Origin of the sequence: Mycobacterium sp. 20KCMC460, from assembly GCF_022179425.1 — a bacterium.
In the GTDB taxonomy this organism is placed as follows: domain Bacteria; phylum Actinomycetota; class Actinomycetes; order Mycobacteriales; family Mycobacteriaceae; genus Mycobacterium; species Mycobacterium kiyosense.
In genome coordinates this window covers 5,078,618-5,097,326 of the sequence record NZ_AP025524.1, presented here as the reverse complement: position 1 = coordinate 5,097,326, position 18,709 = coordinate 5,078,618, and the positions used below count along the sequence as shown (strand labels likewise).

Sequence of the window (18,709 nt, the reverse complement as noted above, 5' to 3'; positions counted from 1 at the left end):
AAACGAACTGACGACGGCGCTTCCCCAACTGCGAAGGAAACCGAGTCGCCGACGGCGGAGCTTGAGCAAACGGATGACGTTGCCGACGAGATCGTGGACTACGACACCGCGGTCGAAGACGGCGACGCCGTAGCCGAGGACTACGACGCCGCAGTCAAAGAGTCCGCAGACAACGAAACCGCGGTCAACGAAGACGCCGAAAACGAAGACGCCGAAAGCGAAGACGCCGAGAGCGAAGACGAAGACGACGTCTCCGAGGACGCGGCTCCGGTGAGGCGGTCGCATCTGCGACAGGCAGCGATGGTCGGGACGGTCATCATCGTCGCCCTGGCAGCCACCGTCGGCTGGCTGGGTTTTCGCTCGTACGAGTCGCACCAGGCCGAAACGCAGCGCCAGATGTTCCTTCAGATCGGACGGCAGTGCGCCCTCAACCTGACGACCATCGATTGGCAGCACGCCGAGGGCGACGTTCAGCGGGTTCTCGATTCGGCAACCGGTCAGTTCTACGACCAATTCTCCAAGCGCAAGCAACCTTTCATCGATGTGCTCAAGAAGGCACAGTCCAAGTCGGTGGGAACGATCACCGAAGCGGGTGTGGAATCCGAGTCCGGCGATAAGGCGCAGGTGCTGGTCGCCGTGTCCATCAAGACCACCAACCTCGGCGCAGAAGAGCAGGCGCCCCGGCAGTGGCGGATGCGCATCACAGTGGAGAAGTCTGGTGGCGATACCAAGGTCTCCAACGTCGCCTTCGTTCCATGACCACGCCGCACACCGGCGATGCCGGCGCGAAATCCGATCGATCAGAAGGGGACTCAGCCACCGTGGGGGTTAGACCAGGCAGTGATAGCAAGCAAGACAGGGTGAAGGCGCAGAGCACCGAGTCGATCACAGGCGAGACCACTACTCGAACGGTCGCCGCACCTGACTCCGGGAAGCTCGGCACGGCCACCTCCGGCGACCCGGGTGGCAAGCAGAAACGCCTGGGGCCGGCCAGGGAGCCGCGCCGACTCACGCGTACTGGCACCACTACGGGCCGGCACCGCAGCCACAGTCTGCAACCGCGCGTCGGCCGGGTGACCAGCCTGGTGCGGGACGCCGACGTCGAATCCGGCCCGCGGGAAGAGAAATCGGACGGCGGCGACTCGAAAGAACCCATCGAGACGGCGCGCTCGGCGGATACCCAGGAGATCAAAGCCGCGGAATCCGACGAGTGCGGCGACGCCACGGCATCCGAACCAAACACCTCGAGCGAGGGTGATCGGCTCGTCGCGAGTCCGGAGACCGGCAGAACCCGGCGCAGGAGCCACCGTCTGCAACCGCGCGTTCGCGTGACGAAGGAAGTGCCGGATACCGAATCCGCGCGGTCGGACGAGGAGTCGGTCGACGGCGACGCGAAAGAGCTTGTGAAAACCGCGGACTCGACTGATACCCAGGTCACCGAGGAGACGCTGGTCACCGAGGAGGCCGACGCCGCGACGTCCGAGGCCGACGACACCGACGATGCCGAGACCGACGCCGAGACCGATGCCGATGAGGACGAGGGCAAAGCCTCGAAGCCGGCCAAGGCCAGGCGCCGGATCAGTTGGTCCCGGGTGGTGGTGTACGGACTACTTCCCGCTATCGCGCTGCTACTGGCTGCCGGCGCCGGCTTTTTGAAGTGGCAGGATTCCACGACGCGCCAGACGCAGCTCGCGCGTATCGAATCCGTCGCGGCCGCAAAGGAATCCACGATCGCCCTGCTTTCGTATAAGTCCGAGTCCGTGGAAAAGGATCTTGAGTCCGCCAAGAATCGGATGACCGGTGGGTTCAAGGAGTCCTACACGCGGCTGATCAACGACGTGGTGATTCCTGGCGCGAAACAGGGCCACATCTCCACCACAGCCTCCGTTCCCGCCGCGGCCTCGGTTTCGGCGACTCCCAACCACGCCGTGGTCCTGCTCTATGTCAATCAGACGGCCGTCGTCGACAAGAATCCGCCCGCCGACTCCACGACGTGCGTGCGGGTGACGTTGGACAAGATCGACGGGCGCTGGCTGCTTTCGGGGTTCGACCCGGTCTAGGAGTCCAGGAGGCTTGACCGACCACGGTTTTCGGTTCGTGGTCCGGGGGACCGTAATGCGGGTTCTTACAACGTGACCCGGGTCGGTGCAATATCTTGGCACACGGTCGTGGGCGACGCCGGGCTGTTGCTGCCCTGCAAGACGTCCGTGCATCCGTGGCCCTTGACGACGTACGTCGCGCCTGGTCGGTACGGGTAGTAAACCACCGCCGGTAGCGGCTCGGATCCCCATCCGCACTGACCAGCCGAATCGCCTCCGTCGACGGAGAGGCACACGGTGGCCTCGGTGTGGACATGCAGCGTGCATGTTCCCACGGTCACGCTCGCCGTCACGTAGTTCACACCCGAAACATCTACTACTTTCGGGCCGTCGAGCACGAAGGTGCAGCGGCCGTTCTCGTCTTGCGGCGAGGCAGCCGCGGAGCCCGCGATACAGAGCGCCACCGGACAAATCGCAAAGAACGCCGACGCAGCCCCGAACGGTCGAATCATCAGCTCAGCCTATCGCAGTGACCATTTTTTAACGACTGTGAAATTCTGGATCGAGCAGGTAATACGCTTGTGCCGCATCGCGTCGCGGGGCTCAGGCCGGTTGACCGTACACCGCCACCGTCACGCTGCGAGGCACGCTGTTCGACGTTCTGACACCGATCTGGGTATTGGCGCAGTTGGACATGATCGCGTAGTAGTCGGGGCGGTAATACCAATTCCCGAGGATGTCAATGGCGTTGATCGACGCCGACGGCAGGGTGGCCACCGTCTCGGCCACCGTGCCGTTGTAGCCCGCAGCCTGGGCGCGGGCCTGCACCGTCGACCCGTCGGACCCGATGTCACCGTCGAGGTCCACGTTGTTCAGAACATCGTCGGCGTGCCGCTGGGCGGCGGCTTCGAGGGCGGCGTTGTTCTTCAAGTCGGTTTTGCAGCCGGCCTGACGCTTGATGGCGTAAACGCTTGCCGCCACACCGTTATTGAGCCGATTGTTGTCGGCGTTTGCTATCGGCGTGGCGGAGACGGCGCACAGCGTCACGATTCCGGCACTGATGAAGGCCAGGGTCGGAAGCGCCGCAGGCTGCCGGTGGTTTGTTTCGCGCGCTTTCATAATTGCTGATTTTTTCACAGTTGGTGCAGCAAATCCATGAGTTGGAACCTTTCGGTGCCCTCTCGAATCATGTTCCGCCATCGGTCCACTCGACCGGCGGCACCATGCGCTGTAACGCTTCGTCCCACCGAGCTGTGGCCTTTGCCGAACCATGGCACGATGCAACCGATAATTTCTGAAACTTATCGTCCTAAAATACTTGCGCGCACCCACCTGCGGCTCGATACACTGCAAGAACGATTCGCGGACAGGAGGATCGCCGTGAAGAATCGCTTTGCCCTCGTCGCTGCGGCCGCAGTATTGGTCGGGAGCAGCGCGGCCTGCTCGTCGGCAGTGGCCGCCAAGCGGACACCCGGAACGTTGGATCCCGGCACGGCACGGCTCACCATCGACGGAAGCGAACTCCCGTTGATCCGGACCGTGGAGTGTGCGCCACCGGAGCAACACCTCACCACGGTCTCCCTTGGTGACAATGACTCGGGGGCAACGCTGATGGTGTCCAACGCGGGCAAGCTCACCGTCGAGTTCGTCCGAATTCGCAACCTGAACGGGTTCTCCGGCGACTACAACCGAGGCTTGGCGGACCTGCATGCCACCGTCGAGATGACCGAGAACACCTACCAGATCACCGGTGAGGCACGGGGTTACGGCCCGAAATCTCCCGAACCCACTACGGTGCCGTTCACCATGAAGTTGTCGTGCTGATCTGATGGCGCAGCCGCGGTTAGGCCGTTAGCGGCGCCTGCAGCGGTTACCGGATATTTGCGGCCAGGTCGCCCGACAGCGCGCCGAGCTGCTGGCTCCAGGTACCCCAGTCGTTGCCGCCGCCGGCACCCAGGTCGAAGTGACCATTGTGGCCGCCCGCGGCGCGGTAGCCGGCGTAGAAATCGCGGCAGGTGCTCTGCCAGATGTCTGGGAAGGCCCCCACGGCGCCACCATCGCTGGGGCTGCCGGCTGCCGGGCTGAAGACCCACAGCCGGGTGTTCTGGTCGACCAACCGCACGACGTGCGCATTAGGGGAGTGCCATTTCCAGCGGCCGTACTGGGGAGCGCCCCACATGTTCGCCGAATCGGCACCGCCGTCGCCGAGCACGGCGCGCACGGCGCCGTCTACGCCGGTCCGTTCGGGAGCGAGCACTCCGGACAGGGATCCGGCATAACGAAATCGGTCAGGGTGAAACGTGGCGAGTGCCGCCGCTGCGTAACCGCCCTGGGCTGCGCCGACCACACCGTGTCCGCCTGGCGCCAATCCTTTGTTGGCGGCCAACCAGTCCGGGAGTTCGCTGGAAAGGAAGGTATCCCACTGTTTGCCGCCATCCTGCTCCCAGTCGGTGTACATGCTGTAGGCCCCATCGGCGGGCGCAACCACGGAGATCCCTTTACCGGCAAGCGTATTCATCGCGTTACCCGCCGTTACCCAGTTGCTCACGCCAGGGGCGGCGTTGAACGCGTCCAACAGATAGACCGCGTGCGGACCTCCGCCGAGAAACGCCACCGGGATGTCGCGGCCCATCGCCGCCGACGGCACCATGAGGGACTCGAAGGCGGGCGCGGCCTTGACGGTGGCGATACCACCCGCCGTTGCCGTGATGTCGCACAACACAACAGCGAGAATTGCAGCACAGACGACACGCAGCCGCATCGACAAACCTTTCACATCAACCTCGTTCGTCTACCACTGCATCAAATGTCGCAATGTAATTGTCAATTTCCTCACAGTGAACCACTATTCGCCTCTGGGCGGCAAGATCGGATGCGCGAACGATCTTTCGCTCTTCGCCGTCGGCAGCCTAGACTGGTATCGGTTGGGTTGTCGGCAAAGAGGACCAGAGGTGATCGCATGGACCAGTACCCGGATTACGACGCGACCGACGAGCTGGAATACGGCTTGGCGGCGATCGCGTGGCTTGCCAGGGGGGTCTACCCGCCGCCTTACTATGGGTCCAACTAGCGGAATCGAGTCGCGGCCCTCAACTTGTGGTAGCTGCCAGCGGTAACCGCACCGATTGATCGCCAGGGGCGGCTTCGAGTCAGACCGCGATCCACCGGACCGCCGCTGGGATGTGTACTGGCCGGCAACCGAATGGACGTTCAAATTCTCGGTCTGACCGGCGCATAGCGCGCTCCCTTCGTCAGGTTGCCGGGCAGGAGTCTCAGCCCGTCTGGGGGGCGCTGACCGGCGTGCGAACGATCGTTCGGGGCGAGATTGAGCTACCTGCTGCGCGCGGCGGCGAGGCGCTCCGCGAAAGCCGGCGACTGGACCGAGGCGGCCTGTGGGCCCAGCTCGGCCTCGACGGCGAGAGTGTGCAGATCGGTGTCGACGGAGCCCGGGGCGTAGGTCGCACGCATCGTGGCCTTCGTTGCGGTCACCACGTCTCGTGGCGCCGATGCCGGACCGGCAGCCAGTTCTCGCGCCGCCGCCACCGGATCGTCGGCAACCTCAAGTGCCAGACCGTGTCTGACGGAGGCGTCGGCGTCGAACCGCATCCCGAACAGCAGCGCGGCCCGTGCGACCTGGGGGCCGACTGCGCGTTGCAGCATCCACGTCATGCCTCCGCCGGGATGGATGCCGAGCTTTTGGAAGCGGGCGTCGAACAGCGCTCTGCGTCCCGCGATCCGGATATCGCAGGCCAGTGCCAGGTTCAGTCCGGCGCCGACGGCGGGCCCGTTGACGGCAGCCACCGTCGGCAGCCGGCACTCGGCCACCGCGATGAATCCGTCGTAGAGGTTTCGCAACCCGGCCTCGGCAGCGGAACCGAGTGCGCTGAGGTCTGCGCCGGCGCAGAATGCCTTTCCCGCGCCGGTGACTATCACAGCGTGCACGCGCTGATCGTTCTGGGCGTCGCCGACCGCGCGGCGCAATCCCGCCGAAATCTCGTCGGTCACCGCGTTGCGCCGGTCGGGGTCGTTGACGGTAATCAGGGCGACACCGCTGTCGACCTCGAGCAGTACGCGATCCACGTCGGTCAGTTCCTTTCTCGGCCGCATCAGCGGCGGGATGGTGTGGGCGCACTGCTCAATCAGGCGCCATCCGGCGGTGCGCAACGGCCACGCGGTGGCTCACCCGTCACGTTACGAGATCGGATGCGAGGATATCAATCTGATGTGAGCGATCGTTCACGGCTTCAGGTCTCGTTGACGAACCGGCCGGCCGCTGCCTACTATTGAGACGCATTATCTCAAAGATGACCTTTTGGCAACGACGGCAAAGGATCTACTACATGACCGAAGTGATCGGGGTGGCGCGCTCCTCCGGCGATGCCGACCAGGGCCGGTCACGGGCCTCCAAACGGCATGTGCCGGGCGAGCCCGGCATCTGGGTGCTGCTGTTCGGCGACATGATGGTGTTCACCGTCTTGTTCACGGTGTACCTGCACCAGCGGGGTGTCCGGCCGGCATTGTTCGCCGAGTCCCAGGGGGCCCTCAACCGGGCGCTGGGCGCGACCAACACCCTGGTGCTGCTCACCAGCTCAATTCTCGTGGTATTCGCGACGCATGCCCTGCAGCGTCCCGAACTGCGCCACCTCGCCCGGCCCTTGACCCTGGGCGGCGCACTGGTGGGCTCGTGCTTCGTGGCCATCAAGGCGTACGAATACCACGAAAAAGTCTCGGCCGGAATCACGCCGAGCACCAACGAATTCTTCATGTACTACTTCGTGCTGACCGGACTACATCTGGCGCACGTGATCATCGGGCTGATCGTGCTGACCGTTCTGTCGACCCTGGCCCGCAAACCGGAACCGACCAAAACGCATTTGGCCTTCTTCGAGGGCGGCGCGTGCTTCTGGCACATGGTCGATCTGCTCTGGATCGTCATTTATCCATTGATCTTCCTGGTGAGGTGAAACGTGAAATCGCTGGTACGTACCAACGCCTCGCTGGTCTGGTTTCTACTGTGTGCGCTGACCGTTTTGTCGTGGTCGTTGGGTACTGACCACGGATTCGGAGAGGGGCATCACCTCCCGGCCAGCCTGGCGATCTTCGCCGTCGCGATCTTCAAGGTCCGCCTGGTCGGCTTGTACTTCATGGAGCTGAAAATGGCCCCGCGCGTGCTGCGCGGAATTTTCGAGGGTTATTGCGTCGGCCTGCTGGCACTGCTGACAGCGATGTTCGTCCTCGCCTGATGGGCCATGCCGCGCATTGTGCGACATACAACCTCTAAACTGTGTCGAACAGTAAAGGAGCGCGGTGCCGAAAAATGTGAACGGTGAGGGCAGTGGTCGCCCACGGGGACGGCCACGTCTGACCATCGACCGTGATGCGGTCGCCGACGCGGTGGCTGAGCTATTCCACGAGGGCGGCTACGAGGCGGTTTCCATCGTGGACACCGCCGAGAAGCTGTCGGTGTCCCGTGCGACGCTGTACCGCACCGTTCCGACCAAGCAGGATCTACTCGGCATACTCTTCGAACGCAGCACCCGCGAGATCACCGAGCAGGTCGAAGGCGCCATCCGCGAGATTGCCGATCCCGCGGAGCGACTCAGGGAAATGGTTCGGCTGCAGTCCGAAGCGGCGGTCCAAATGCGGAGCTATATGCCCGTATTCTTCGACGGCGGCGACCTGCCCAACGACGTGGTACAGCGCTGGCACAAGTGGAGCCGGCAATTCGAAAAGCTGTGGGTTTCGGTGGTCGCCGACAATATGGAAGCCGGCAATATCGACAAAGGTGACGTTGTCATCACCACACGATTGATCCTGGGCATGATTCTCTGGGTTTCGCGGTGGTATCGGCCCAAGGAAAAGATCACCTCGAAGGAGATCGCGGAGCACGCGATCGGCCTGTTGCGATTGGGATATGTCGCCCCGGAGAGCGTTGAGCGCAAGTCCACCGCACCGCGGCGTCGCCGCACCGGGAACCGTTAGTCGGCGCGCGGCCCGGTGCCCGCCCTGTGCACGATCGTTCTCGCGGAGCCGGGCTGGATCGACACGGCCGGGCCAGTCGGCTGATCGACCTGTTCGAGCCGCGTGAGCAGCGGAAATGTTGTAGTAGGGCGCCAATGAATTCCCGCAACCAGGTTCGGCCGGAGATGTTGCGTTGATCGAGAGCTCTGCGTATATTGAGACGCGTCAGTTCAAAAAGACTGGTTGATGGCAGCGACGAAAGGTTTCGCCGTCAGGCGTTGACCGATGCGTCGTGCCCCTGAAGGCGGAGAACATCAATGACCACTGCCGTATCGGCGCCGTGGGCGCGGATTCCCAACTGGTTTGAGAGGATGCAGGCGGCGCTCGAAGACGCCAATCTGCCTACCCTGCTGCTGGTGTTGCAGCATCTCACCGGGGATCGAAAGTGGACCAGCCCACCGTTCCGGCCCGCGCGCGGAAAACCTCTGGACGACAACGACTCCGGAGGACTGTCTCCCGAACTCCAAGCCGAGGTGCGCGCCGCGGCCTTGGACGCAGTGGTCGCCTACTACGAAGGACGGCTGGCGCCGGTCACCCCCTCCCCGGATGAGGTGACACGCATGCTCAGCTGCGCGATGGTTGAAGAGGTGTCCGTCGATTACGGCGAATTACTCTCTGAGGAAATGGGTTTCATCTCCCGCGATGTCGAGATACCCGCTGAGTCGATCCGCAGCGACTTCCGGGTGGCCATCATCGGGGCAGGCCTGTCGGGTGTCTGCATGGCGGCGAAACTGGAAGCTGCCGGCGTCAACTTCGTTGTGCTGGAAAAAGACCAGGATCTGGGCGGCACCTGGCTGGAGAACGTGTATCCAGGCTGCGGCGTGGACACACCCGGTCACCTCTACGCTTTTTCGTTCGCCCCGAATCCGAACATCACCAGTTACTTCGCCAAGCGGGACGAGGTCGAGGACTACATCCAGCGCGTGTCGTCGGAATTCGATGTCAAGAAGCACATCCGGTTCGGCACCGAGGTGGTGCAGGCGCGGTATCTGACCACGGACGCCGTTTGGCAGATCGACATCAAATCCTCCGACGGAGCCGTGGAGTCGCTAACGGCCAACGTCTTGATCAGCGCTGTGGGCATGGTCAACCGGCCGTCGATTCCACCGATCCCCGGACTGGACGAATTCCCGGGACCGGCCATGCACACCGCGGCCTGGGACAGATCGGTCGACCTCAGTGGGAAGCGCGTCGCCGTGATCGGTAACGGCGCGAGCGCGATGCAGGTGGTGCCGTCCATCGTCGACATTGCCAGTCACGTGACTGTATTCCAGCGGTCCAAGCAATGGGCGTTGCCGCATCCGAATTATCATCGCGCGGTCAAAGAGACGGTGCGCTTCCTGATGACCGAAATCCCCTTCTACATCCAGTGGTATCGGCTGCGGTCGTTCTGGAACTTCAGCGACCGACTGCATTCGGCGTTGCAGATCGATCCGGAATGGCCGCACCCGGAACGGTCCGTCAACGCGGCCAACGATCGCCACCGGGTATTCCTCACCAAGTACATCAAGGAGCAGCTTGGTGATCGAACTGATCTGCTCGATGCGTGTCTGCCGGACTACCCGCCTTACGGGAAGCGTCCCTTGATCGACAACCACTGGTACCGCACCATGTGCCGTGACGACGTAACACTGCTCACGGACGCGGTGGCACAGGTCAGGGGGCAGAATGTGGTGACGCGCTCGGGGGTCGAAGTGCCCGCCGACGTGATCGTGTTGGCCACCGGATTCAAAGTTCTGCAATTCCTGTGGCCGATGGACATCATCGGCAAATCCGGGACCACGCTGCGCGAGCAGTGGGGCGCCAACGATGCGCGGGCATACCTCGGGGTGACCGTGCCGGACTTCCCGAACTTCTTTATCCTCAACGGCCCCAATACCAATGCCGGTCACGGCGGCAGTGCGATTCACGCCACCGAATTTCAGGTGCGCTACACCATGCAGGCGATCCGTCATCTGCTGGTCAACGAGATCGCGTCGGTCGAAGTGGATCAGGGCGTGTTCCAGCGCTACAACGACGAGCTCGATGAGGCCTTGGCACACTGCATTTGGTCGCACAAGGGGATGACGACCTACTACCGCAACGACGCTGGACGCATCGTGGTGAGCAGTCCGTGGAAGTACGTCGACTATTGGCAGCGGCTCCGCGAGTTCGACCCGAGTGACCACCACGAGGTGACAGTCTCCTCGGAGGCTGCCGAACTGCTGGCTTAGCCGGCTTAGCGGCTGGCCTGGTGGTTCGGCCGACGCGGCGGCTGGCGCTGCTGCCAGCGCCCGTCGGCCGAGCCACTGATTTCGTCATCGACGCTTGACGTAGCGCGACACCCGGCGACGAGACGCATCGATGCCGGGTGTCGGCTGTCTTTGGCGCAGAGCGCCTTTCAAAGTGCAGTGATCTCGAGCAGTGATATCGAGAGGCGACTCGACTTCGAGTGCCGGCGCGGCTAGCGCTTCTGCTTGTGCGGGTGAAGTTCTACTTCTTCGGGCGAAGGCCCAGCCGGCGGCGCCAGTCGTGCATTTCCAGAAGTCGCAGCATCACGCCGGTGATCCGGGCTTTGCGCGGCGAATACGGATACCAGTGCGTTTCGGTGGGCAGGTGGACCTTCTCGGTGACCACTGCCTGTGCGCGACAGTACTTTCGGATGCCGTCGGCCCCACCCATCCGGTGTCCGAGGCCGGATTCCTTCCAGCCGCCCATCGGCAGCGGGAACTGGAACACGTGCATCATCGCGTTGTTGACGTTGACGCCGCCCGCTTCGATCCGCCTGCCGACCCGCTCGCCGCGCTCCTTGCTGCTCGTCCAAACACTGGCACCCAGACCGTAATTGGTGTCATTGGCCAAGGTAATGGCTTCGTCTTCGCTGGATACCTTCATGATCGGCAGCAGCGGCCCGAAGGTTTCCTCGCGCATGCACGCCATCGTGTGGTCGACGTCCACCAACACCGTTGGCGGATAGAACAATCCATGCTCGGCCCGCTTTCCGCCGGTCAGGACGCGCGCTCCGCGCGCTACCGCGTCTTCGACATGGCGTTCGACGATTGCCATTTGGGCTTCGTTGGCCAAGGCGCCGATATCCGTGGCGAAGCTGCCGGCCGTATCGTGGCCTTGGCGGAGCTTGTTGACCTCGTCGACCAGGCGCGAAGTGAATTCGTCGTAGATCGAATCCTCGACGTAGATCCGTTCCACGGCGACACACGACTGGCCCGAGTTGAACAATCCCGCCCAGATCGCGCCGCGGACGGTCCGTTCGAGCGGTGCATCGGACAACACGATCATCGCGTCCTTGCCGCCCAATTCGAGACTGACCGGAATCAACCGTTCCGCACAGCGGATGCCGACCTGGCGGCCGGTCTTGGTGGAACCGGTGAACTGCACCATGTCGACGACGTCCACCAGGGCCCGCCCGGTATCGCCGCGTCCGGTCACGCAACCGAGCACCGGTGGTGCACCGATCTCGCTCCAGCCACGCACCACCTCGGCCCAGCCCAGCGGTGTTTCCTCTGAGGGCTTGGTGAGTACCGCCGCGCCGGCCATCAAGGCTTGCGGCACGTCGAGCATCGGCATGCCGAGCGGATAGTTCCACGGAGTGATCACGCCAACCAATCCGTAAGGGCGGTAACGAATTCGCAGACCTTTGGTTGCCGACGCCGGTCCGTGCGGGCGGCGGGTCTCGTCGGCCAGGAACTCTGCCCCGTGTTTGGTGTAGTAGTTGATGACCTCCATGCACACCAGCAACTCGATCTGCGCATCGCCCCAGGACTTTCCGGCCTCGCGATGCACCAGGCCGAGAATGCGGTCCTGGTTGTCGACGATCCAGTCCAGCCACCGCCGCAGGTGAACGGCACGGCCCTCGGGCCCCAGTGCCTCCCATGCCGGCTGGGCCTTGCGGAGTTCGCCGGCCAGCGCGGCCACCTCGTCCGCGGGTACGTTCGGGACTACGCCGACCACCGAGTTGTCGGCCGGGTTGCGTACCTCGACAACCGATTCGTCTGCCGGCCGCGTCCCGTTCTTCTGCTTGGCTTCCTCGGCGGTGGTCATGGCTCAGTCCTCAATTCGGATTGCGGCGACCGGACACATCATCGCGGCTTCCTCGACCGCTGACCGCAGATGCTCGCCGGGATTGGCATCGAGCACCGTCACCCACTCTTTGTCGTCTTCGATGTCGAACACCTCGGGCGCGGCCATCACGCATTCCCCGTGCAGCTCGCAGCGGTCATTGTCAACGATGATCTTCATCTGCCGTATCGATTCCGGTGTATCAGGCGGGTGTGACGGTGACGGGAAGCTGGTACACGCCCCGCGAATACGCGTCGCGGATATAGCTGATATCCCCGGCGGGGGTGATGTCCTTGGTGCGTCGCAGCAGTTCTTCGAGCAGGATCTTCATCTCCAGGCCCGCGACGTGCTTGCCTAGGCACTGGTGCGGGCCGCGGCCGAAGCTGACGTGCGGATTCTTCTCCCGGGACAGGTCGAAGACATGGGGATTGTCGAACGCGCGCTCGTCGAAGTTGCCTGCGGCGAACAGCATCAGCACCACATCGCCCTCTTTGATCTGCTGGCCGTGCAGTTCGTGGTCCGCGGTGGCCGTACGCACCAGGTGCGTGAACGGGGTGGCGATGCGCACGATCTCCTGGATGGCGGTGTTCGGGATGTCGTCGACGTGCGCGCGCAGCCAGGCCATCTGCTCGGGGTTGCGCATCAGCTCGTGCATACCGTGACTCAGCGCGGTACGGGTGCTCTCGGCGGCACCGGATGCCAGCAACGCCACGTTGCCCATCAGTTCGTCTTCGGAGATGACCTCCGCACCGGCCTGGACCAGCTGGGTGATCACGTCCTCGCCGGGTTCGCGGCGCTTGAGCTCACCCAGTTCGACCGCGTAACCGAGCAGGTCGAAGATGGCCTGCATGACGTATTCGAACGAGGGGGTGATGCGGGTGTCGAATGGCGCGGCGAAGGTGTCAACCCAGGCGAAGAACTTCTCCCGGTCACCGTTGGGTACGCCCAGCACGTCGCCGAGCGCCTCCATCGGCATGGCGTGGCCGATGTCGGTCACGAAGTTGAACGAGCCCTTCTCCAGCGCGGCGTCGACGATGTTGACGGCGTACTCGCGGAATTTGTCCTCGAGTTTTTTGACCATGCCCGGCGTGAACGCCTTGCTCATCACCCCGCGCTGAGTGCGGTGCTTCGGGCCGTCCATGGTCAGCATGGCCGGTTTGCCGCCCACTTTGGGGTCCAGCGGGGTCACCTTCCACATGTTCACCCCGCCACGGTCGGCGGCGTAGAGCTCGGAATTACGGTCGACGGCCCAGATGTCCGCGTTTCGGCTGACGATCCAGGCCCGGTCGATGAGCATCGGGTCGTCGAATTCGTGCAGGTGACAGGGGGCCTCGTCACGCAGGTACGCATACTGCTCCAGCGGTAGCCCGAAGGTCGTCGGGTCGCCGTTGGCGTAGGTATCGGCGTCCAAAACGCGGATGTCGGGCTTTGCCGTCGTCATCTATCGACTCCTAATCGAGAAACCAAAGGCGCAGGGCTGGCTGGCCTATCCGCCCCCCGGCGGATTATGAGTTAAGCAGTCTCAATTATGGTTCGTCGGTGCGGAAGGTGTCAAGCGTCATAGTCGGGGCCGCGGTATGTCGGGCGTCACCCTGAGCCTGGTCAGCGCGCTGGACGCAACCCGAAGGTGGACGAGATGATGTCGCGCTGGATTTCGTTCGTCCCCGCGTAGATGGTGGGCGCGATGCTGAGCCGCAGGTGCCTCTGCATGTCGAACTCGGTGCTGTAGCCGTAGCCGCCCATCATCTGAACGCCTTCCAGTGCAACCTTTTTCGCGGTCTCGGTCACTTTAACCTTCGACATCGACGTGGCGCGAACCCATTCCTCGGGTGTACCGATCTGGTGCTCGATGTGGTGCACGGTGGCGTAGGTCAGGGCTCGCGCGGATTCGATCTCGATGGCCAGGTCGGCGATGCGATGCCGCAGCGCCTGGAAGGATCCGATCGGGGCGCCGAACTGTTCGCGCTCGCCGACGTAGGCCAACAGGTCGTCGAAGGCGCGCTGCGCCATGCCCAGGCCCTGCGCCGCGCAAACCAGTCGCTCGCCGTTGAGCCCGGCCATTATCTGCTTCCAGGCGTTACCCTCGGTGCCCACCACGGCCGATTCGGGAACGAAGACATCGGTGAAGAACAGGTCGTTGACCTCGCTGCCGCCCATCGTCGAGATCGGACGGATCTCCAGGCCTGCTGCGTCGGTGGGCACCTCGAGCAGTGTGAGACCGTCGTGCGGCCGAACGCCTCGCGAGCTGCGCACCACCACCAGGATCGTGGTTGCGAATTGGGCATCCGAGCACCAGGTTTTCTGTCCGTGTACGCGCCAGCCGCCGTCGACCTTTTCGGCCTTGCAGCTGACGGCGGCCGCATCCGAGCCGGCGCCGGGTTCGGAGATGCTGATCGACATCACTTTGCCCGAGCAGATCGCCCCGAGCGCCGCCTGCTTCTGCTCCTCGGTCGCAAACCTCTTGTAAATGCCGGCGACGGTATGGGAGGTGCCGGCTCCGTGGACGGGGGCCAACCCCCGCCACAGCTGCTCGAACAAGATGACCTGCTCGGTGAGTCCACCGCCGCTGCCGCCGTATTCTTCGGGTATCGAAACGCCGAGATATCCTGTCGCTGCCAATTTTTGGTACAGGCCGGGATGGTGCTGTTCGGCACCGTTGTCGGTCAACGCGTCGCGTTGCTCGCGCGTGCCGCATTCCTTGCGACAGAAATCGCGCACGGCAATGGCGAAATCCCGTTGTTCCTCGGTGAGCCCCACCGCATCCATCAAAGCTCCTCAGCAGAACGACCGCTCGCGTCAGCGACAGGAACGTCACCAGCACCGGTGGGCACCGGGGGTCGACTCAAACCGAATGGTAGGCGGGGACCCTTCGACGGGTCAACATCGTGGTTATCAACGCTAGCAACCGTGTACAGCCGGGGCGGTCCTGGTCTTGAGCCGACCGGGATCGGCCCGAGCTCAGGTTCCCCCGTCGCCAGCGCAGATAACGACCGTTTACGATAAATCGATTTGCACCGAGATACGCTCGCGAAGGAGCATCATGAAATACCCGCGTCCGCAGGAGTCCGCACCTCGCGGCGTAGTGGAACCGGACCCAGTCAACCGCACCCGACGGACTTGCGGTAAGTGAGCACCCAGCAGACCCGGTCGATTTTCACCCCGGAGCAGGTGCAGTTCCGCCTGCGGGTGCGTAAGTTCCTCGATGAGCACGTCGTACCGGAGTATCCGGCGTGGTTGGCCGACGGCAAGCCGTCGCGGCAATTCTGGCGCGGCGCGGCCGAGGTCGGCATCTTGGGCATCGGGGTGCCCGAGCAGTTCGGTGGCCTGGCGGGCTCGGACTATCGACACAGCGTTGTCGTCACCGAGGAGATTCAGGCGCTGGGCCTGGCCATCGGGGGTTTGCGCGTGCAAACCGATATCTGTCTGCCCTATCTGCTGCACCACGGGTCCGCCGAACAACGCGCCACCTGGCTACCCCGAATGGTGGCCGGTGAGGTGGTGGCCGCGCTGGGACTGTCCGAGCCTGGCGCCGGCTCCGACCTCAAGGCGATGTCGACGCGGGCTCGCCGGGACGGGGATCACTATGTGGTGAACGGCGCCAAGACGTTCATCTCCAACGGTGCGGCCGCTGACCTGGTGATCCTGGCGGTCAAGACCGACCCGGAGGCGGGTCGGCGGGGCATCAGCCTGCTACTGGTGGACACCTCGACGCCGGGCTTCGCGCGCGGGCGCAAGCTGGACAAGCTGGGTCTTCGTGCGCAGGATCTGGCCGAGATCTCGTTCACCGACATGCGGATTCCGGTCGCAAACCTCCTGGGTGTGGAGAACGAAGGATTCACCTACCTGACGTCGAACCTCGCCCAGGAGCGGTTGTCGATCGCGGTGAACTCGCAGGCCGCGGCCGTCGCGGCGCTTTCCTGGGCCCTTGAAGACCACCAGGATGGCCAGGTGGGCCAGGAGGTCAAATTCACGCTGTCCCAGTGCGCGGCCGAGGTAGCCGCAGGTCAGGCGCTCATCGACCAGGCGTTACTGCGTCACGTCGAAGGTCGGCTGAGCGGCAGCGATGCCGCGATCGCCAAGCTGTACTGCACCGAGCTGCAGGGCCGGGTGGTCGACCGCTGCCTATCGCTGTCGAACCCGTCGGTTGCGCTGCGCGGTGACTCCCGGTTGGGTAACGCCTACCTCGACGGCCGAGTAAGCCGGATTTACGGCGGATCCAGCGAAATCATGAAGGTAATCATCGGCCAGGGCCTGGGCTTGTGAGAAGCTGCTGAGGTGACGCCCGACGAAAAGATCCTGGCTGCGGCCGAGAAGTTGTTCTTCGAGCGCAGTTTCGACGGTGTCGGCGTGGACGAGATCGGCAAGGCCGCCGGCACCACCGGCTCCGCCATCTATCGCCACTTTCCCAGCAAAGACGCAATCTTGGCGGCCCTGTTCGACAAGACCCTGGACACCATTCTGGTTCGTCTCGGGGAACCCGAAGAGGATCCCGTCACCGAGCTGAACAAACTCGTGCGCGCGTTTGTGGGTCTGGCCAAGAGTCACGAGCGATTGGTGTCGATTTGGCTGCGCGATCAGCGTTCCCTCGCCGAGCGCTACCGCCGCGAGCACGACCGTAGGCATCGCCGCATCAATCAACGGTGGATCGATTGCCTGCAGCGCTGCTATCCCGACCGTTCGACCGACGAGATCATCACTGCCACAAGGGGTGTGGAGTTGTTGCTGCTGTCCGGGGCGATGCGCCCACCGGGCGGCCGTCGGGCCAAGCAAGCCGAAGAACTGTTGACCCAGATGGCATTGGCATCCGTGACGGCGCTGGAGTTGGAGGGGGCAACTAAGCGGTGACGAACTGCAGCAGTGCCGATTCGAACGCGTCCGGCGCCTCCAGCATCGGGTAATGCCCGCAGTCGGGGATCTCGACGAGGGTGGCGTTCTTCAGTTGCTGCTGTAGCCAGCGGGCCCCCTTGGCCGAGTGCACGGGATCGTTCGTCCCGATGACCTGCAGCACCGGTTGGTCAATGCGGGGGATGTCGGCCAGCAAATCGGTCGTCAGCAGCGACCGGTAACATGCCGTCGCGGCCCACGAAGGCATGCGCAGCGAGCAGCGGACCAGCCAATCGACCGTTCGTGGGTCCGGCTCGTGCGCGAATGCTGTAGCGATTGTCCGGTATCGGGACCCGACGCGGTTCGCGTGCTCTTCGGCCTGCATTCCCGCCAGCAGCGGTTCGGGAGGTCCGCCGAATGGAAACTCGTCGCTGCGGCTGGCGCGGACACCGTTTGATCCCACGAGTACCAATGCGGTGCACAATTCGGGTGCGGTCGCAGCGGCTCGGAAGGCCACCTGCCCGCCGAATGAGTGACCGACAACTGTGGCGTTGCCGACATCGAGCCGGGTCAGGGCAGCGACGAGATCTGCTGCGAGACGGTCTATGTCGTAGCCGTCCAACGGGTTGTCCGAGAAACCGTGACCCCGCTGGTCCACGCACAAGACGCGAAACCCGCGGCCGGTGAGCACGCGTACCTGGCGGTCCCAAAGCTCGTGGTCCAAGCCAAAACCCGAAATCAGTACTACCGCAGGCCCATCGCCGAGATCCTGCACGTGTATCCGCACGCCGTCATCCGCGTCGATGAATGGCACTTCTGGTATCACCTTCGATCATGTAGATTTACCGCAGATTTATGAGCTTTGCGATCTTAATAATACGGGGGAGGCCCGATGAACACCAGCCTGGAAACGCTGTCCGTGAGTTCGGGCGGCGACGGCGTCTGGGAGATATCGCTGACTCGTCCAAAGCTGTTGAATCGGTTCGACAATCGGGCGCAGATTGAACTCGCGGCTGCACTCGAGGAACTCGCCAAAGACGAAAGTGTGCGCGCTGTCGTGCTGGGCTCGACCGGCAAGGCGTTCTCCGCCGGCGGCGACTTCGCCTTGATGCGAGCGGCGCACGACGACGACGAGGCACGGCGCGAAACTGTCGAGGCGGGGCGGCGGCTGCTGCAGTCCTTCCTTGATCTGCCCCAGCCCATCGTCGCGGCCGTGCAGGGACCAGCGATCGGCCTGGGCGCAACCGTGGCACTGATGTGCGATGTGGTGGTTGCGGCACGGAGTGCGAAGCTGGCCGACACGCATGTGAAGGTCGGGCTCGTCGCCGGTGACGGCGGCTGCCTGGTATGGCCGCAGGCCGCGGGGATGCTGCGCGCCCGCCGTCACCTGCTCACCGGAGACGCACTCGACGCACCTACGGCCTATCAGCTCGGCATTGTCACCGACCTAGTCGACGACCCCGACGAGGCACTGCCTTTCGCTCGCGAAATCGCCAGGCGCATCGCGGGTCTGGCGCCGCTGGCGGTGCAGGGCACCAAGCGTGCGCTGAATCGTGTCACGTCGCTTCGAGCCGCCGAAGTCGTCGATCTGGCTTTCGAGCTGGAAGAGGGCACCTTGACCAGTGCCGATCTGCTGGAGGGAATCGCTGCCTTCCAGGAAGGCCGCGCCGCCAACTTCGTCGGCCGATGACACGGCTGTCGGCGTTATCGGTACAGGGTGGCCGAATGCCGCGAACCCAGCGCAGCGCAGTCGGATTCCGGGTCTTGAC

19 protein-coding genes are annotated in these 18,709 nt (G+C 63.8%); 10 read left to right on the top strand and 9 right to left on the bottom strand.

The annotated features are described in order from the left end of the window. The first annotated feature begins 93 nt into the window (after positions 1–93). Positions 94–759, top strand: coding sequence for an Mce protein (locus MKCMC460_RS23460; protein ID WP_238304902.1), 666 nt, complete (start codon positions 94–96; stop codon positions 757–759). Beyond that, on the top strand, positions 756–2,060 hold the full coding sequence (locus MKCMC460_RS23455) for a hypothetical protein (protein ID WP_238304900.1): 1,305 nt from the start codon (positions 756–758) through the stop codon (positions 2,058–2,060). The genes MKCMC460_RS23460 and MKCMC460_RS23455 overlap by 4 nt, the downstream gene beginning before the upstream one ends. A 65-nt stretch (positions 2,061–2,125) precedes the next feature. Here the strand turns inward: MKCMC460_RS23455 and MKCMC460_RS23450 are convergent, their stop codons facing one another. Next, the gene (locus MKCMC460_RS23450) at positions 2,126–2,551 is read right to left on the bottom strand and encodes a hypothetical protein (protein WP_238304899.1); all 426 of its coding nucleotides are present in this window, start codon (positions 2,549–2,551) and stop codon (positions 2,126–2,128) included. 91 nt (positions 2,552–2,642) lie between these two features. Beyond that, a complete protein-coding gene (locus tag MKCMC460_RS23445; protein WP_264889385.1) occupies positions 2,643–3,239 on the bottom strand; it encodes a CAP domain-containing protein in 597 nt (198 codons plus the stop codon). Between the two features lie 180 nt (positions 3,240–3,419). Here MKCMC460_RS23445 and MKCMC460_RS23440 point away from each other — a divergent pair, with 180 nt between their 5' ends. Then, positions 3,420–3,863, top strand: coding sequence for a lipoprotein LpqH (locus MKCMC460_RS23440; RefSeq protein WP_236977439.1), 444 nt, complete (start codon positions 3,420–3,422; stop codon positions 3,861–3,863). Positions 3,864–3,909: 46 nt separating this feature from the next. On the opposite strand, the gene MKCMC460_RS23435 is transcribed toward MKCMC460_RS23440, so the two are convergent. Then, positions 3,910–4,815 (bottom strand): alpha/beta hydrolase-fold protein, encoded by a 906-nt coding sequence (locus MKCMC460_RS23435; protein ID WP_238304898.1) that lies wholly within the window; start codon positions 4,813–4,815, stop codon positions 3,910–3,912. Between the two features lie 554 nt (positions 4,816–5,369). After that, positions 5,370–6,146: an enoyl-CoA hydratase gene (locus MKCMC460_RS23430; protein WP_236984345.1), complete on the bottom strand. Its 777-nt coding sequence runs from the start codon at positions 6,144–6,146 to the stop codon at positions 5,370–5,372. A 233-nt stretch (positions 6,147–6,379) separates the two neighbouring features. On the opposite strand from MKCMC460_RS23430, the gene MKCMC460_RS23425 reads away from it, so the two are divergent. From MKCMC460_RS23425 to MKCMC460_RS23410, 4 genes are all read left to right on the top strand, one after another. Then, a complete protein-coding gene (locus tag MKCMC460_RS23425; protein ID WP_236977438.1) occupies positions 6,380–7,003 on the top strand; it encodes a cytochrome c oxidase subunit 3 in 624 nt (207 codons plus the stop codon). Positions 7,004–7,006: 3 nt separating this feature from the next. Continuing rightward, positions 7,007–7,282, top strand: a complete 276-nt coding sequence (locus MKCMC460_RS23420) for a cytochrome C oxidase subunit IV family protein (protein WP_236977437.1) — start codon at positions 7,007–7,009, stop codon at positions 7,280–7,282. 64 nt (positions 7,283–7,346) lie between these two features. Next, positions 7,347–8,021, top strand: coding sequence for a TetR/AcrR family transcriptional regulator (locus MKCMC460_RS23415; RefSeq protein WP_236977436.1), 675 nt, complete (start codon positions 7,347–7,349; stop codon positions 8,019–8,021). Between the two features lie 296 nt (positions 8,022–8,317). Further along, the gene (locus MKCMC460_RS23410; RefSeq protein ID WP_236977435.1) at positions 8,318–10,273 is read left to right on the top strand and encodes an NAD(P)/FAD-dependent oxidoreductase; all 1,956 of its coding nucleotides are present in this window, start codon (positions 8,318–8,320) and stop codon (positions 10,271–10,273) included. Positions 10,274–10,532: 259 nt separating this feature from the next. Here MKCMC460_RS23410 and MKCMC460_RS23405 read toward each other — a convergent pair whose 3' ends face one another. The 4 genes from MKCMC460_RS23405 to MKCMC460_RS23390 form a co-directional block, all read right to left on the bottom strand. Continuing rightward, a complete protein-coding gene (locus MKCMC460_RS23405) occupies positions 10,533–12,098 on the bottom strand; it encodes an aldehyde dehydrogenase family protein (RefSeq protein WP_238304897.1) in 1,566 nt (521 codons plus the stop codon). 3 nt (positions 12,099–12,101) lie between these two features. Further along, on the bottom strand, positions 12,102–12,296 hold the full coding sequence (locus MKCMC460_RS23400; RefSeq protein WP_236977431.1) for a ferredoxin: 195 nt from the start codon (positions 12,294–12,296) through the stop codon (positions 12,102–12,104). Positions 12,297–12,318: 22 nt separating this feature from the next. Then, positions 12,319–13,557, bottom strand: coding sequence for a cytochrome P450 (locus tag MKCMC460_RS23395; RefSeq protein WP_236977430.1), 1,239 nt, complete (start codon positions 13,555–13,557; stop codon positions 12,319–12,321). A 161-nt stretch (positions 13,558–13,718) separates the two neighbouring features. After that, complete coding sequence (locus MKCMC460_RS23390; RefSeq protein ID WP_236977429.1) at positions 13,719–14,882, bottom strand: acyl-CoA dehydrogenase family protein; 1,164 nt, start codon at positions 14,880–14,882, stop codon at positions 13,719–13,721. A 360-nt stretch (positions 14,883–15,242) separates the two neighbouring features. On the opposite strand from MKCMC460_RS23390, the gene MKCMC460_RS23385 reads away from it, so the two are divergent. Further along, positions 15,243–16,379, top strand: coding sequence for an acyl-CoA dehydrogenase family protein (locus tag MKCMC460_RS23385; RefSeq protein ID WP_238304896.1), 1,137 nt, complete (start codon positions 15,243–15,245; stop codon positions 16,377–16,379). Positions 16,380–16,391: 12 nt separating this feature from the next. Beyond that, positions 16,392–16,961 (top strand): TetR/AcrR family transcriptional regulator, encoded by a 570-nt coding sequence (locus MKCMC460_RS23380; RefSeq protein ID WP_236977427.1) that lies wholly within the window; start codon positions 16,392–16,394, stop codon positions 16,959–16,961. Here the strand turns inward: MKCMC460_RS23380 and MKCMC460_RS23375 are convergent. Further along, a complete protein-coding gene (locus MKCMC460_RS23375) occupies positions 16,951–17,754 on the bottom strand; it encodes an alpha/beta fold hydrolase (protein ID WP_238304895.1) in 804 nt (267 codons plus the stop codon). The genes MKCMC460_RS23380 and MKCMC460_RS23375 overlap by 11 nt on opposite strands. A gap of 78 nt (positions 17,755–17,832) precedes the next feature. Between MKCMC460_RS23375 and MKCMC460_RS23370 the strand changes: the two genes are divergently transcribed. Further along, positions 17,833–18,630: an enoyl-CoA hydratase/isomerase family protein gene (locus tag MKCMC460_RS23370; RefSeq protein WP_236977426.1), complete on the top strand. Its 798-nt coding sequence runs from the start codon at positions 17,833–17,835 to the stop codon at positions 18,628–18,630. Positions 18,631–18,709: the final 79 nt, after the last annotated feature.